The sequence below is a fragment of the Ideonella sp. genome (assembly GCF_036277275.1).
Classification (GTDB): Bacteria; Pseudomonadota; Gammaproteobacteria; order Burkholderiales; family Burkholderiaceae_C; genus Ideonella.
Map to the genome: position 1 here is coordinate 1 of NZ_DASUNH010000027.1, position 15,180 is coordinate 15,180.

The window sequence follows — 15,180 nt, forward strand, 5'->3', positions numbered from 1 at the left end:
TCGCCCAGGAACGCGTAGCGACCGGCACCCTGGCCACGGGCGTGGTCCAGCACCGATTGCACCGCCTCGCGGTTGGCGTGCAGGTCGGTGATCAAGGCGAGTTTCATGAGCCGATTGTCTCCAGCGCACCATGTTGCCGAGCGGGCCTGACGTCAACCTGAGCCTTCGGTGTCGTGCTCACGCGACTGGAGCAATGGGTGTGCCGCGCGGTCTGGGAGGCCGAGGCTGGCGGTAGCCAACCCGCCTGGGCGGTGTATCGGCCGGCCAATCGAAACGACGGCCCAAGGCCGCTTCACGTCTGCAAAACTGACATGAGCCACCAAAACAGAACGCCGGCACGGCGGGCCGCAGGAATGGCTGTTAGCCAATCCTGCCAAGCAAAAGGTACTCCATGAGTGCCTTTTGTACGTGCATCCTGTTCTGGTGTCGGCCCGCCGCCTTTGGCGACTTCACATCGCAAGCGATGTGAGCCGACCCCGAATCGACTGCTGGCCCTAACGGGCCATCGGCTCGGCCTTCAGCCGATCCGACCGAGCAAAAGGTACTCCATGAGTGCCTTTTGCACGTGCATTCGATTCTCAGCCTCGTCCCACACGACCGATTGGGGCCCGTCGATCACCTCGGCGGAGACCTCCTCCCCGCGGTGTGCCGGCAGGCAGTGCATGAACAGGGCATCGGGCTGGGCGACGGCCATCATGTCGGCGTCGACACACCAGTCGGCGAAGGCCTTCAGGCGGGCTTCGTTCTCGGCCTCGTAGCCCATGCTGGTCCAGACGTCGGTGGTGACCAGGTGGGCGCCGCGGCAGGCCTCGAGCGGGTCCTTGAAGACCTTGAAGCAGCCGGGGTCGCTGATGCCCGCCACTTTCTGGTCGACCTCGTAGCCGCCCGGCGTGCTCACATGCACCTTGAAGCCCAGGATCTCGGCCGCCTGCAGCCAGGTGTTGGCCATGTTGTTGCCGTCACCGACCCAGGCGACGACCTTGCCCTTCAGGCTGTCCATGTCATAGCCGCGGGCGTTGATCGGGGCGCGGTGTTCGAGGTAGGTGAACAGGTCGGCCAGGATCTGGCAGGGGTGGTACTCGTTGGTCAGCCCGTTGATCACCGGCACCCGCGAGTTCGCGGCGAAGCGCTCGATCTTGGTCTGTTCGTAGGTGCGGATCATCACGATGTCGACCATGCGGCTGATCACGCGGGCCGAGTCTTCGATCGGCTCGGCGCGACCGAGCTGGCTGTCGCCGGTGGTCAGGTGCACGACAGAGCCACCCATCTGGTACATGCCAGCTTCGAAGCTGACGCGCGTGCGGGTGCTGGCCTTCTCGAAGATCATCGCCAGCGTGCGGTCGACCAGCGGCTGGTACTTCTCGTAGTTCTTGAAGCGCTGCTTGATGACGCGGGCGCGCTCGAACAGGTAGGCGTATTCCTCGGCCCGGAAGTCCTTGAACTGCAGGTAGTGCTTCATGAGGCTGTAGCCCGGTTTCATGGCGACGTGGCGGGGGCTTCGGCGAGGAAGGTTTTGATCAGCGGCGCCAGCAGCGCGACGATCTCGTCGGCCTCGGCGATGGTCAGGATCAGCGGCGGCACCAGGCGGATCACGCTGTCGGCGGTGACCGACAGCAGCAGCCCGGCTTCCATCGCGCGGGTCAGGATCGCACCGCACGGGCGGTCCAACTCGATGCCGAGCATCAGGCCCGCGCCGCGCACTTCCTTCACACCGGGCAGACCCTCGAATTCACGCTCCAGCGCTGCCTTCAGGTGCGCGCCGACCTTGGCTGCGTTGTCCAGCAGGCCATCGGCGATCATGATCTCCAGCGTCTCGATGCCGGCGCGCATCGACAGCGGGTTGCCGCCGAAGGTGGTGCCGTGGTTGCCGGGACCGAGCACGTTCTTGGCCTTGTCGCCGACCACGATCGCGCCGACCGGCACGCCCGAGCCCAGGCCCTTGGCCAGCGGCATCACGTCTGGCACGATGCCGGCCCACTGGTGGGCGAACCACTTGCCGGTGCGGCCGATGCCGCATTGCACCTCGTCGAGCATCAGCAGCCAGTCGCGTTCGTCGCACAGCGTGCGCAGCGCACGCAGGTAGTCCCAGCGCGCGGCGTGGATGCCGCCTTCGCCCTGGATGGTTTCGAGGAACACCGCGACCACGTTCGGATTGCTGTCGGCGATCTGGCGCACCGTATCGATGTCGTTCAGCGGCACACGCACGAAGCCCTCGACCAGCGGCTCGAAGCCGGCCTGCACCTTGGGGTTGCCGGTGGCCGACAGCGTGGCGATCGAGCGGCCATGAAAGGCCTTCTCGAACACGATGACTTCGGGCCTGGCGATGCCCTTGTCGTGGCCGAACTTGCGCGCGATTTTCAGCGCACCTTCATTGGCCTCCAGCCCGGTCGAGCAGAAGAATGCGGCCGAGAGACCCGACAACTCGCAGAGCTTGGCGGCCAGGCGTTCCTGCAGAGGGTTCTCGTAGTAGTTCGAGCAATGGATGAGCTTGGCGACCTGGTCCTGCAGCGCAGGCACCAGTTTCGGGTGCGCGTGGCCCAGCGTATTGACGGCGATGCCGCCCAGCCCGTCCAGATACTGCTTGCCGTTCGTGTCCCAGACACGGCAACCTTGGCCGTGCGACAGGGCAATCGGCAGGCGGCCATAGGTGTTCATCACATGCGGCATCGAGGCGGTCATCGCTCAGCTCCTGGCGTGCAAAAGACAAGGGCCGGTCGCGTCAGCTCGGTCGCGCGCCAGCCCTCGATCGATTCTAAAGGGGGGCTGTGAAGCAGGCCGGCGCCAGCGTGATCCATGTCCGCTCGCGAACGCTTGATTGCTGCGGCGCAACAACTCCGAGGCACAATACGCCTTTCGCCGCCGACGCCAAACGCTGCTGTCACTGGTGTCGCACACGCCCCTGCCGATGTCTTTGCCCAAGCCCCGCGAAGTCTTCATCCAAGGCCTGACCCAGGATGGCCGAGCGTTTCGACCCAGTGACTGGGCCGAGCGCCTGGCGGGCGCCATGTCGTGCTTCCGCCCGGGTGGTGTGGTGGGGGGGCCGGGCGCCCACATCGGCTATTCGCCTTACTGCGTGCCGACCGTGATCAACGGCGTCAAGTGCGTGATCGTCAACGAGGCGCTGCGCGAGATCGAGCCGATGGCCTGGGACTTCGTGATGAACTTCGCCCGCGACAACGGGCTGCAGGTGGCCGACGCCTGCTTGCTGCCGGATCCGCCGCCGAAGGCTCGTCCGGGCATGTGAGCCGGCGTACCGGCCATAGCGGAAAGGGCTCGACCGCATGGTGGGCCGTTGCATCCGAAGATCGTGTGCCCATGCTGGGCGCGTCGCGCAGGGTGAGCGAGCAAACGAGCGCGAAGCGCCTGTTGCCCAGGCGGCGTAGATGAACGCTGATCCCTGTCCTGATCAGGAGGGGAGGCCGTTGATCGAGCCCAATGAAAAAGGGCCCGCACTGCGAGCCCTTTGCATCCCACCAGGAAAAAGGCTTCAGGCGGCCAGCGCCTTGACCTTGGCCGACAGGCGGCTCTTGTGGCGAGCGGCCTTGTTTTTGTGGAACAGGCCCTTGTCGGCGATCGAGTCGATCACGCTCTGGGCGGTCTTGAACATCTCGGTGGCTTTGGTTTTGTCGCCGGTGGCGACAGCCTTCAGCACGTTCTTGATCGAGGTGCGGAATTTCGAACGCAGCGACGAATTGGCAGCGTTCAGCTTGACGTCTTGGCGGGCGCGCTTGCGGCCCGAGGCCAGGCGCACGGTGCGCTTCTTGGCTTTGGAGGAGGTGGCCATGGGTGTTTAAGGTTTTCCGGTGGGAAAAGACTGTCGAGTATAGCATTTTCGGCCGAGTGACCGCAAGAAGGCGGGGCGCATGGCGTCAAGTCGTATTGACCCGGTGGCTACAATCCGCCGCCTTTCCCGCCTGGAGCAAGCTGCTGGCCCGCCCATGAATCTCTTGAAGGCCGCATCGACGGTGTCGCTGTGGACGCTGTTGTCGCGGGTGACCGGCCTGGTGCGTGACCAGCTGATCGCCAGCCATTTTGGCGCTGGCGCCCTGACTGACGCCTTCCAAGTGGCGTTCCGCATTCCCAACCTGCTGCGCCGCCTGTTCGGCGAAGGGGCTTTTTCAGCCGCCTTCGTGCCGATTCTCGCCACTACCCGCGCCAAGGAAGGGGACGATGCCACGCGATCGCTGGTCGACGCGGTCGCCACCGTGCTGTTCTGGGCTCTGCTCGCGACCTGCGCGGTCGGGGTTGTCGGTGCGCCCGTGATCGTCTGGATGTTCGGTGCTGGCTTGCAAGAGCTGGATCTGGCGGTCGTGATGACGCGCTGGATGTTCCCGTACATCGGCTGCATGTCGTTGGTGGCGCTGTCGGCCGGCATCTTGAACACCTGGCGGCGGTTCGCGTTGCCGGCGGCGACGCCGGTGCTGCTGAACCTGTCGATGATCGGCGCGATGCTGTTGCTCGCGCCATGGTTCAAGCAGCGCGGCATCGAGCCGATCCACGCGTTGTCGGCCGGCGTGATGATCGGCGGCATCCTGCAATTGGCGATCCAGATCCCGGCGCTGCGTGGCATCGGCTGCCTGCCCCGCATCGGCTTCAGCCCGGCGGCATGGCGCCGGGCCTGGCACCACCCCGGCGTGCACCGTGTGCTCACGCAGATGGGACCGGCCTTGCTCGGGGTGTCGGTGGCGCAGTTGTCGCTGCTGATCAACACGCAGATTGCGTCGCACCTGGGGCCGGGTGCCGTGTCGTGGCTGTTTTTCGCCGACCGCCTGATGGAGTTTCCGACCGCGCTGCTGGGCGTCGCGTTGAGCGTCGTGCTGATCCCGGGCCTGTCAGCCAGGCTCGCACAGAACGACGATGCCGGCTACTCGGCCCAACTCGACTGGGGCCTGCGGCTGGTGGTGCTGCTGGCGTTGCCGTTCGCGGTGGCGATGGGGCTGTTCGCCAAGCCGCTGGTGGCCGTGCTGTTCCACTACGGCCAGTTCAGCCCCAACGCGGTCGAGATGACGATGCGGGCGCTGCAGGGTTATGGCTGCGGCTTGATGGGCATCATCGGCGTCAAGGTGCTGGCGCCCGGCTTCTTCGCCCAGCAGGACATGCGCACGCCGGTGCGCATCGCGGTGGCGGTGCTGGTCTTCACCCAGTTGATGAACCTGGCCTTCGTCCCGTGGCTGGGCCACGCGGGCCTGGCCCTGTCGATCGGATTGGGGGCGCTGGTCAACGCCGGCTGGCTGCTGTGGGGCCTGCGCCGTCAGGGCCACTACCGGCCGGGACCGGGCTGGTTCGCCTTCATTGCGCGCGTGCTGCCGGCCAACGTGCTGCTGGGCGGGGGGTTGTTCTTCGCGTCCACCGCGCTGGATTGGCTGGGCATGCAGGCCCAGCCTGGTTTGCGCGTGGCTTGGCTGGCCGGTGTGATCGCGGCTTCGGTGCTGGGTTACTTTGGCGTGCTGCGGCTCAGCGGCGTGGACCTGCGCCAGTTTGCACGGCGGGCCTGAACCCCCGGCAGCGCCCGCCCTGGGTCGGACGGGCCAAAAGTCCTACACTCAGGCCATGAGTTTCCCGCTGCGCCTGGAAGCCATCAGCCCGTTGGAGTATTTCGCGTCGCTGGTGGCCGAGGACGAACATTTCGCGCTGCTGGAGGCCGCCGTCTCGCTGGGGCAGGACGCCGAGCCTGACCTGGACACCCAGGCGGTGCTGGACCAGATCGAAGCCTTGGGCGACAAGCTCAAGCGCCGCCTGCCGGCCGATGCCAGCGCGATGCACCGGCTGCGCACGCTGAACCGCTACTTCTTCCGCGAACTGGGCTTCGCCGGCAATGTCAACGACTACTACGACGCCGGCAACAGCTACCTGCACCAGGTGTTGGCCAGCCGGCGCGGCATACCGATTTCGCTGGCGTTGGTCTACATCGAGCTCGCCGGCCACGCCGGCTTGGTGGCGAGAGGCGTGTCGTTCCCCGGCCACTTCCTCGTCAAGCTGCGGTTGCCGAACGGTGAGGCGGTGATGGATCCGTTCAATGGACGTTCGCTGTCGCGCGAGGAGCTCGAAGAGCGGCTGGAGCCGCTGCGCCGCAAGCAAGGGCTGGTCGGCGACTTCGAGGTGCCGTTGGGGCTGTTCCTGCAGTCGGCCGCGCCGCGCGACATCATTGCCCGCATGCTGCGCAACCTGAAGTCGATCCACCAGCAGTCCGAAGACTTCGCGAGCCTGCTGGCCGTGCAGCACCGCCTGGTCTGCCTGCTGCCCGACGCCTGGGACGAGCGGCGAGACCGCGGCCTGACCTTCGCCGAGCTGGGCCAGCCCGACGCGGCCGCCGAAGACCTGACGGCGTACCTCGACCATGTGCCCGATGCGGTCGACGCCGAGCCGATGCGCCAGATGCTGGCCGAGCTGCGCGACACGCCCCGGCCGCTGTTGCACTGAACGCGAGCGCGCTCAGGCCGCCTCGGCCGCGCCTTGTTCCTTCTTGAACGGGCTGCGCTGCGGCGGCTCGTCGTGCGCGGCGGTGCGCACCAGCGCGCTGACCAGCAGGTTCAGTGCGGACACACGGTGGCGCACCGCGCAGGCGAGCGGCTCGGGCTGGCAGCCCAGCTTGGCTTTCGGCTCCAGGGCCGTGCGGCCGAGCGACAGGCGCTGTGCACGAAAGCCGATCGCGTCTTCGACCGTCGACTGCAGCAGCGTCAGGTAGACCGGCGCCTCGGCATTGGTCGCGCGGTCGTAGCCGATGTAGTAGCCGATCGCTGTCGCACCGTCGGACACGCTGGTGACGAAGCCGACCAGCCGGCCCTCGCGCTCGGCAACACGGCAAACGAAGCGTGGCCCCAGCGCCTCGGCCAGGGCCGGCAGGTAACTGGGCTCCAGCGTCGCCAGCCGCAGCGACTGGCCATGGTGCACCTGCTCGTACAGCGCATGGATCTCGTCCTGCCGCGCCTGCATCTCGGTGGCGTCGATGACCCGCAACGCGATACCGGCGGTCGCGCAGTCCTTTTGCAGCTTTTTCGCGTTGCTGCGGTAGCCCGAGGTCAGGCTGGCCAGGTAGTCCTCGAAACGGGTCCACTCGGGCTTCAGGCTCAGCACCATGTCGGGCTCGGTCTCGACGCTGCGGTAGCCCAGGAGGCGCAGCGATTCCTTGGTGACGGCCTCGCCGGCCGCGTAGTCCTTGACCATCACGACGTCAGACTCGCCCAGCAGCTTGTCGGCACGGCGCAGGCGGTAGGCCGCCTCGCCGACGCCTTGCCACACCAGCGCTGCGTCCACTCCCGGTGCCAGCGCGATCGCTCGTGCGCCCCAGACCAGCAGGTTGCCGCACAGCAGCAGGTTCTCCTGCAGGCCCGCCACCGGCTTGTCCAGCAGGCTGCGTTTGGTGCGTGGCTTGCGCAGCTGCTCGCCATCGACGTTGACCCGTTGGAACAGCATGATCGCAACCGGCTTGCATGTGCTGTCGTAGGCCATCGCATAGCGCGGTTCGACGTTCCCGGGCCCGTGTTCCTCCAGAACCCGCAGATAGGGCCGCGAAAGAAACACTGTCTGTGCCGCCAGCGCATCCCAGTGCTGCGGGTTGACGAAGTCGATCCGGTCCGACAGCACCAGCCGCAAGCCCGAGGTGGTTCGCCGCGCCAGGCGGCGCTCCTTGAAGGTGGTCCCCGCGGCAGCCGGGCTGGGTGCCTGGACTTTCAGCCTCTTCAGCGCCGCGCCGGCGCGCCGGATCGATCCCATCGCGCTCTTGAGGCTCTTTTTCGCTCGGCTGGCAGGCACATCGGACATCGCGCTCGTCACAACTGTTTCAGATGCGTGGGAATCTACCCGATCGCGGTGCCGGGCCAAGAGCCACGCCACGGCCGGCGCCGACACCTAAAATCCGCCCGCCGTGGCCCGGTCCCCCGGCCTTGGCAACCGAAGGCCCTACGATGACCCCCCCATGACCTTGACCCCCGCCCAGCGCCAAACCCTCAGTTGGTTGCTGATCGCCACCGTCGCACTGGCCGTGCTGTGGGCATTGGCGCCGGTGTTGATGCCCTTCATCCTGGGTGCCGGCCTGGCCTACGCTCTGCACCCCGCGGTCGAGCGCCTGGCTGCGCGCCGTGTTCCGAGGGTGCTGGCCGTGTCGCTGGTCGTTGTCGGCACCGTGGTCATCGTGCTGGCGGTGCTGCTGCTTGTCGTGCCCATCCTGGCCAAGGAGGTGCCGCTGCTGAAAGCGCAGATTCCCCTGCTGGCCGATCGGATGAACCGCAGCCTGTCGCCCTGGCTGGCGCAGTTCGGCATCGACGTGTCGCTGGACGTGGCCGGCATCAAGGCGATGGTGCTCAGCGCGCTGGATGGCAATCTCGAAGAGTGGACAAGCACCTTGCTCAGTTCGGCGCGCATCGGCGGCAGCATCGTGCTGGCGGTTCTCGGCACTGCGCTGCTGGTGCCGGCGGTGTTGTTCTACCTGCTGATGGACTGGCCGCACCTGATCGCGAAGACCCTGTCGCTGGTGCCGCCGCGGCACCGGGGGCAGGTCGACAACTTCCTCGAAGAATGCGACGGCGTGATGGGCCAGTACCTGCGCGGCCAGGCGCTGGTGATGTTGATCCTGGCCGCCTACTACACCGTGGCGCTGGCGCTGGCCGGCTTCGAACTGGCGCTGCCGGTGGGCGTATTCACCGGCCTGGCGATCTTCATTCCCTACCTGGGCTTTGGGTTGGGATTGGTGATGGCCCTGGTGGCCGGCGTGCTGCAGTTCAGCGGCTGGTACGGGGCGATCGCCGTGGCAGTGGTCTACGGTGTGGGCCAGGTGGTCGAGAGCTTCTTCCTGACGCCGCGGTTGGTTGGCGAACGCATCGGGCTGCCGCCGCTGGCGGTGATCTTCGCGTTGCTGGCCTTTGGCCATTTGTTTGGTTTTGTCGGCGTGCTGGTGGCCTTGCCGCTGGCGGCTGTCGGACTGGTGGCCGGCCGGCGCATCACGGCCGCCTACCTGGGCAGTGCCTTGTACCGAGAATGATGAAACAGATCCCGTTGCCGATCGGCGTCGACGCGGAACCCGATTTCGACAACTTCGTGGCCGGCGACAACGCGGCGGCCGTCGATGCCATGCGTCGGCTGGCCGTCCCGTCGGCGCCGTTCTACCTGTGGGGGCCAGCCGGAGCCGGCAAGACGCACTTGCTGGCGGCGCTGGCGCGCCAGATGCGCGCCGAAGGTGCGCGGGTGGGCTGGTTCGATGCCGACACGCCCTTGCCCTGGGACTTCGACGAAGGCTGGTGGCTGGTCGTGATCGACGGTGCCGAGCGACTCGATGCCGAGCGCCAGCATGCTGCATTCGCACTCTTTGTCGAGGCCGCCACGCACGGCGCGCAGATCGCCGCGGCGGGTCGCTTCCCGCCGGTCGACCTGACCGTGCGCGACGACCTGCGCACCCGACTGGGCTGGGGCCAGGTGCATGCGTTGAAACCGCTGACCGAAGCCGGTACCCGCGCCGCGCTGCGCCGCGAGGCCGACCGGCGCGGCATCTTCTTGTCTGACGAAGTGATGGACTACCTGTTGACCCGATTTGCCCGCGACCTGGGCTCGTTGATGGCCCTGCTCGCCCAGCTCGACCGTTTCTCGCTTGCCGAGCGCCGCGCAGTGACGGTGCCGCTGCTGAAGAAGATGGTCAATGAAGAGGGCAGCCACGCATGAGCCACACAACGCCCACGGCCCGCAAGCTGGCTCTGTTCGACCTCGACGGCACCTTGCTGCCCAATGACTCCGACCACGCGTTTGCCGAGTTCATGGTCCAAATCGGCTGGGTCGACAGCGTGGCCTGGCGCGAACGCAACGACGTGTTCTTTGCCCAGTACCAGGCCGGTACGCTGAATCTGGCCGAGTACCTGGACTTCGCGACCTCCGCCTGGCGCACGCGCCCCGTGGACGAGGCCGAAGCCGCGCGGGAGCGCTTCATGCGCGAGGTGATCGAGCCCGAGTTGCATCCGAGCGCGCGGGCGCTGGTCGACGGCCACCTGCAGGCCGGTGACCTGGTGGCGGTGGTCACCGCGACCAACGAATTCGTCACCCGCCCGATCGCCAGCGCCTTCGGGGTCCAGCACCTGCTGGCGGTCGACCTGGAGCGCGACGACAATGGCCGGGTCACCGGCCGTGCACGGGGCGTGCCGACCTTCCGCGAGGGCAAGGTCGTGCGCGTCGAAGCCTGGCTCCAATCGCTGGGCCACCAATGGGGGGACTTCGAAGAGGTGCTGTTCTACAGCGATTCGACCAACGACCTGCCGCTGCTGGAGCGCGTGCAGACGCCGATCGCGACCAACCCGACCCCGGCCCTCGAAGCCATCGCCCGCGAGCGCGGCTGGCGCATCCTGAAGTTGCCTTGGTGTGCGTAAGTACCCGATGTCACCAAGCTGGGCCAAGATGGCTGCTTGATTCAATTGGCGTCATGGATGCGTGGCAGTATCGAGCGGAAATGACTCGTTGTCAGTTGCTCCTATGAAAACAATGCACACGCTGGAGACTTTGGGGAGATTGACCCGCGCCGCGGCGCGGCGTGCGCCGTGGCGATTCTGGCCACGCATCGTGCCAGCGCGGGAGGTTCCTGACCGCTCTGCGTTGGCTGTCGACGTGCAAGCCCTTATTGCCAGTCTTGATCCCCAGGAGCTGCGGGCCCATGCCGATGCCTATTTCTCGGGGATGACGCTGGCCAGCCCTCAGTGTCGCAAGCCTTTCATGGGGCCGGCAGAGAGCGTTCAGTTGTGTTCGCAGTTGGGTTTGCTGTTCGAAGCCGCGGCCCTGTCCAGAGATGCGGACGTTCTGGATTTCGGATGCGGCACTGGCTGGCTAACGATTGCGTTGGCGCGGCTGGGCTGCAACGCGACCGGGCTGGACATCTCGCCGGCCGCTGTGAACCTGGCGCGCCGCGCTGCTGAGCGCGAACTCGACAAGACGGACGGCTCCGCAACTTTTGCTGTCTATGACGGCATGAGTCTGCCGTTTGCCGATGCAACATTTGATCGCGTCGTGTGCTTTGATGCCTTCCATCACGTGATCGATCAGCGCGCCACGATCGCGGAGTTGGCAAGGGTATTGAGGCCGGGCGGACGCATCGCCTTTGTCGAACCGGGGCCGCATCACTCGACGACGCCGCAGTCTCAGCACGAAATGCTGCAGTTTCGTGTGATCGAGAACGACGTGTCGATGTCTGCCATTGCCCAGTACGCAGCGCAGAGTGGTCTGAAGCCTCCCGAAATGCTGGTGCAATTTCAACGGCCGGTGAGGATGCCGTTCGATCAATTTGCACGCTGGACGACGCAAGGCGTTGGCAGCCACGAGGCCCGTCGCTTGGTGCAAGGTCTCATCTCGGTGATGACCGATGGGCAGTGCTTCTACCTGTGCAAAGGAGACGAGCGTCACGACAGCCGACGAGCTGAAGGGCTTCGGGCTCATCTCACGCTCATCGAAGCCGCGCGCGACGCTGATCGCCGACTGCTACGGTTTCGTATCGCCATCCGCAACGACGGGTTCGCGCATTGGTTGTGCACCGAGCGCCGCTGCGGGGAAGTCCGACTCGGTGTCATGAAGATTGGCGCCGACGGCCGCGTGCTGCAACAGGACTACGCGCGCTTTTCATTGCCCGCCGACGAGGTTGCACCGGGTGCAGCGGTCGAAGTATCCGGAAGCGTTCGCCTGCCGGCCGATACGTCAGCAGCGTACAGCCTGCGGTTCGACCTTGTTTCCAGACGGGTGGCTTGGTTTGCCCAACAGTCGCCTGACACGGCGGTGGATTGGTCACCCGCGGGCGCCGGCTGAGGCCCCGTCGCGGCCGGCCGCGACGAGTCGGTCCAAGGAAGCGATTGGAATCTCGGTCGCTCGATCTGTCGAGCGAACGCTTCACTGATAATCACGCCTCTTACCGAAACTGCATGATCCGCAAATTCATCGACAAGCTGTTGGGCAAGCCCGCCGCCGGCGACAAGCCGGCCGCCGGTGCCAAAGTGGCGCGCATTCCGCTGGGCAAGCGGGTCGAGGTGCCAGCCGCCGAGCACGGCATCGACCCGACGCTGCTGGACGAGCGCGCCGTGCGCGTCGTCACCACGCTGCAGGACGCCGGCTACGAGGCCTACATCGTCGGCGGCGCCGTGCGTGACCTGCTGGTGGGGCGTCGGCCCAAAGACTTCGACGTGGCGACCAACGCGACGCCCGAACAGGTCAAGGGCCTGTTTCGCCGCGCTTTCATCATCGGCCGGCGCTTCCGCATCGTCCACGTGATCCACGGCCGAGGCCGCGACCATGAGGTGATCGAGGTCTCGACCTTCCGCGCCTACATGGACAACGCGGCGGCCGAGCAGGTCGAAGGCAACGAGAAGACCTCGAAGGAGGACATGGCCGGCAAGAGCCATGTCGTCGACGCCAGCGGTCGCGTGCTGCGCGACAACGTCTGGGGCCCTCAGATCGAGGATGCCGTGCGGCGCGACTTCACCGTCAACGGCATGTACTACGACCCGCGAAGCCAGATCGTGGTCGACTACCACCACGGCCTGAAGGACGCGAAGGGGAAGACGCTGCGCATGATCGGTGACCCCGAGACGCGCTACCGCGAAGACCCGGTGCGCATCGTGCGGGTGATCCGCTTCGCGGCCAAGCTGGGCTTCACGATCGAGCCGAAGACGCTGAAGCCGCTGCGCACGATGTCGAGCCTGCTGGCCAACGTGCCGGCTTCGCGGCTGTTCGACGAGATGATCAAGCTGCTGCAGACCGGCCATGCGCTGGCCAGCCTGGCCGAGCTGAAGAAGCACGGCCTGGACCGCGGCGTGTTCCCGGTGCTCGAAGCGGTGCTGGCCAATGCGCCCGAAGGCAGCGCACGTGAGAAGTTCGTCCACCTCGCGCTGGCCGACACCGACCGCCGCGTCGCGGAAGGCAAGGCCGTGGCACCCAGCTTCATGCTGGCCTGCATGCTGTGGCACGACGTGGAGGCCAAGTGGGCCAAGCTGCGCGAGCAGGGTGAGCACCCGATGCCGGCGCTCAGCCAGGCGATCGACGCGGTATTCGACGCGCGCATCGGCGACATCTCGGGTCGCGGCAAGCTGGCCACCGACATGCGCGAGATCTGGCTGATGCAGCCGCGCTTCGAGCGACGCAACGGCAACGCGCCGTATTCGCTGGTCGACCAACCTCGTTTCCGCGCGGGTTTCGACTTCCTGCGCCTGCGCGCCGATGCCGGCGAGATGCCTGTCGACCTGGCCGAGTGGTGGGAAGATTTCTCGCTCGGCACCGACGCCGAACGCGAGGCTCTGGTAGAGGCGGTGCGCGAAACCAGCCGGCCCAAGCGGGGCGCTGGTGGTGCGGGCCCGCGCCGGGCCGCGGCAGCGCCGGCTGCCACGGTGGCGGCGGCCCCTCAGGGCGACGATGCTGCTGACGACGTACCCGCCGGCGCCGAAGGTGGTGATGCACCTCGCAAGCGTCGCCGTCGGCGCCGCAAGCCGTCGGGCAACCGTGGCGGAGCGGACTCGGGTGGCGCGCCGCTGCCGGTGCCATCGCCGGGCCACGACGTCGATTGAGCACGACACCGGTACGCGCCTACGTTGGCCTGGGCGCCAACCTGGGCGATGCGCGGGCCCAGGTCGAAGCAGCTTTCGAAGCACTGGCCGCGTGCCCCGGGCTGCAGCTGGCGGGCCGTTCGTCGATGTACCGCAGCGCGCCGGTGGACGCTGGCGGCCCGGACTATGTCAACGCCGTCGCGGCGCTGGACTGCCGGCTCACCCCATTGGCGTTGCTGCATGCATTGCAGGCGATCGAAACCCGCTTCGGCCGCGAACGCCCGTACCCGAACGCGCCCCGCACACTGGACCTGGATCTGCTGCTGCACGGCGACACCTGCCTGGCCGCACCGCAGTTGACGCTGCCACACCCGCGTCTGCACCAGCGGGCGTTCGTGTTGTTGCCACTGGTCGAACTGGCCCCCGACCTGTCTTTGCCGGGCCAGGGGCCGTTGCAGCGGCTGCTGCCGGCAGTGGCTGATCAGGTCATAGAGCGCCTGCCCTGAAGCGGCGGAGCCGAACGCCGGGCCCAAGACCACGCCAGGCCCTTCGCCGAAAGCCTCCAATGAGTCAACTCACTGCATTGCCGATCTCGGTCCAGGCCTTTGGCTTGCTGGTGCTGTCGAACCTGTTCATGACATTTGCCTGGTACGGCCATCTGAAACACCAGGCGGGTCAGGCCTGGTGGATGGCGGCGCTGGTCAGCTGGGGCATCGCGCTGTTCGAGTACCTGCTGCAGGTGCCCGCCAACCGCATCGGCTACGCCGGCGGCCTGAGCCTGGCGCAGCTGAAGATCGGCCAGGAGGTGATCACGCTGGCGGTGTTTGTCGTCTTTGCCAGCGCCTACATGGGCGAGCCGCTGAAGCTCGACTACCTCTGGGCGGGACTGTGTCTGGTGGGTGCCGTCTATTTCATCTTCCGAAACTGATCGCCATCCCGGCTGCCTACAATCGCGCCCGGACACACCGATGACGCTTCGGTGACATATCTGTGAACGCACCCCGCGCGTCACCACGAGGAGAGACCCGAATGCTTTTCGGCAAACTGTTGCCCAAGGATGGCAACTTCTTCGAGCTGTTCAACCAGCACGGCAAGTACATCTCTGAAGGCGCCCGCGCCTTCATGTCGATGCTTCAGTACTACAGCACCGCCGATCTGCGCGAGAAGTACGCGAGCGAGGTGGATGTCGCCGAGCGCGGCGCCGACAAGATCACCGCCGAGGTCAACCGGCTGCTGCACCGCACCTTCATCACGCCGATCGATCGCGAGCAGATCCACGGCCTGATCAACGCGATGGACGACATCACCGACCTGCTGCAGGACAGCAGCGAGGTAATGGCGCTGTACGACGTGCGGCATGTGACCGAAGACGTGTTGCGCCTGGGCGAGATCTCGGTCAAGTGCTGCGAGCGGGTGCAGCACGCGGTGTCGCTGCTGCCGCGCCTGAACCAGGCCGAAGTCGCCGAAGCCGCGATCAAGACCTGCGAAGAGATCGACCGCCTCGAATCGGACGCTGACCGCGTGATGCGCAGCGCGATGTCGCGCCTGTTCCGCGAGGAAGAAGACGTGCGCGAGCTGATCAAGCTGAAGGCGATCTACGAGCACCTGGAGACGATCTCCGACCGCTGCGAAGACGTCGCGAACCTGATCGAGGGCATCGTCCTCGAGAACTCCTGAGCCCCGGCAC

The 15,180-nt window shown here is 66.5% G+C and carries 15 protein-coding genes; 11 read left to right on the top strand and 4 right to left on the bottom strand.

The genetic code is table 11. From position 1 onward, the window contains the following. Positions 1 to 517: 517 nt before the first annotated feature. A complete protein-coding gene (gene argF / locus VFY73_RS05980; protein ID WP_329717009.1) occupies positions 518 to 1,459 on the bottom strand; it encodes an ornithine carbamoyltransferase in 942 nt (313 codons plus the stop codon). A 17-nt stretch (positions 1,460 to 1,476) separates the two neighbouring features. Next, the gene (locus VFY73_RS05985; RefSeq protein ID WP_329717010.1) at positions 1,477 to 2,679 is read right to left on the bottom strand and encodes an aspartate aminotransferase family protein; all 1,203 of its coding nucleotides are present in this window, start codon (positions 2,677 to 2,679) and stop codon (positions 1,477 to 1,479) included. A 226-nt stretch (positions 2,680 to 2,905) separates the two neighbouring features. Between VFY73_RS05985 and VFY73_RS05990 the strand changes: the two genes are divergently transcribed. Further along, a complete protein-coding gene (locus tag VFY73_RS05990; RefSeq protein WP_329717011.1) occupies positions 2,906 to 3,244 on the top strand; it encodes a DUF3579 domain-containing protein in 339 nt (112 codons plus the stop codon). 243 nt (positions 3,245 to 3,487) lie between these two features. Here the strand turns inward: VFY73_RS05990 and rpsT are convergent, their stop codons facing one another. After that, complete coding sequence (rpsT, locus tag VFY73_RS05995) at positions 3,488 to 3,784, bottom strand: 30S ribosomal protein S20 (protein WP_329717012.1); 297 nt, start codon at positions 3,782 to 3,784, stop codon at positions 3,488 to 3,490. 154 nt (positions 3,785 to 3,938) lie between these two features. Here rpsT and murJ point away from each other — a divergent pair, with 154 nt between their 5' ends. Continuing rightward, on the top strand, positions 3,939 to 5,495 hold the full coding sequence (murJ, locus tag VFY73_RS06000) for a murein biosynthesis integral membrane protein MurJ (RefSeq protein WP_329717013.1): 1,557 nt from the start codon (positions 3,939 to 3,941) through the stop codon (positions 5,493 to 5,495). Between the two features lie 55 nt (positions 5,496 to 5,550). After that, positions 5,551 to 6,420: a SirB1 family protein gene (locus VFY73_RS06005; RefSeq protein ID WP_329717014.1), complete on the top strand. Its 870-nt coding sequence runs from the start codon at positions 5,551 to 5,553 to the stop codon at positions 6,418 to 6,420. 12 nt (positions 6,421 to 6,432) lie between these two features. On the opposite strand, the gene VFY73_RS06010 is transcribed toward VFY73_RS06005, so the two are convergent. Beyond that, positions 6,433 to 7,761 carry a GNAT family N-acetyltransferase gene (locus tag VFY73_RS06010; protein WP_329717015.1) on the bottom strand — a complete coding sequence of 443 codons (1,329 nt, stop codon included), beginning with the start codon at positions 7,759 to 7,761 and terminating at the stop codon, positions 6,433 to 6,435. 154 nt (positions 7,762 to 7,915) lie between these two features. Between VFY73_RS06010 and VFY73_RS06015 the strand changes: the two genes are divergently transcribed. The 8 genes from VFY73_RS06015 to VFY73_RS06050 all read left to right on the top strand — a co-directional run bounded on the left by VFY73_RS06015 (position 7,916) and on the right by VFY73_RS06050 (position 15,170). Continuing rightward, complete coding sequence (locus VFY73_RS06015) at positions 7,916 to 8,977, top strand: AI-2E family transporter (protein ID WP_329717016.1); 1,062 nt, start codon at positions 7,916 to 7,918, stop codon at positions 8,975 to 8,977. Next, positions 8,977 to 9,651, top strand: a complete 675-nt coding sequence (gene hda, locus VFY73_RS06020) for a DnaA regulatory inactivator Hda (protein WP_329717017.1) — start codon at positions 8,977 to 8,979, stop codon at positions 9,649 to 9,651. The genes VFY73_RS06015 and hda overlap by 1 nt, the downstream gene beginning before the upstream one ends. Continuing rightward, positions 9,648 to 10,346, top strand: a complete 699-nt coding sequence (locus tag VFY73_RS06025) for an HAD family hydrolase (protein WP_329717018.1) — start codon at positions 9,648 to 9,650, stop codon at positions 10,344 to 10,346. Before hda ends, VFY73_RS06025 begins: the two co-directional genes overlap by 4 nt. A gap of 112 nt (positions 10,347 to 10,458) precedes the next feature. Next, positions 10,459 to 11,766 carry a class I SAM-dependent methyltransferase gene (locus VFY73_RS06030; protein WP_329717019.1) on the top strand — a complete coding sequence of 436 codons (1,308 nt, stop codon included), beginning with the start codon at positions 10,459 to 10,461 and terminating at the stop codon, positions 11,764 to 11,766. A gap of 113 nt (positions 11,767 to 11,879) precedes the next feature. Further along, positions 11,880 to 13,514, top strand: coding sequence for a polynucleotide adenylyltransferase PcnB (gene pcnB / locus VFY73_RS06035; protein WP_329717020.1), 1,635 nt, complete (start codon positions 11,880 to 11,882; stop codon positions 13,512 to 13,514). Further along, positions 13,511 to 13,999 (top strand): 2-amino-4-hydroxy-6-hydroxymethyldihydropteridine diphosphokinase, encoded by a 489-nt coding sequence (folK, locus tag VFY73_RS06040; RefSeq protein WP_329717021.1) that lies wholly within the window; start codon positions 13,511 to 13,513, stop codon positions 13,997 to 13,999. Before pcnB ends, folK begins: the two co-directional genes overlap by 4 nt. Before the next feature lie 59 nt (positions 14,000 to 14,058). After that, positions 14,059 to 14,421 (top strand): DMT family protein, encoded by a 363-nt coding sequence (locus VFY73_RS06045; protein WP_329717022.1) that lies wholly within the window; start codon positions 14,059 to 14,061, stop codon positions 14,419 to 14,421. Between the two features lie 101 nt (positions 14,422 to 14,522). Further along, on the top strand, positions 14,523 to 15,170 hold the full coding sequence (locus VFY73_RS06050; RefSeq protein WP_329717023.1) for a DUF47 domain-containing protein: 648 nt from the start codon (positions 14,523 to 14,525) through the stop codon (positions 15,168 to 15,170). Positions 15,171 to 15,180: the final 10 nt, after the last annotated feature.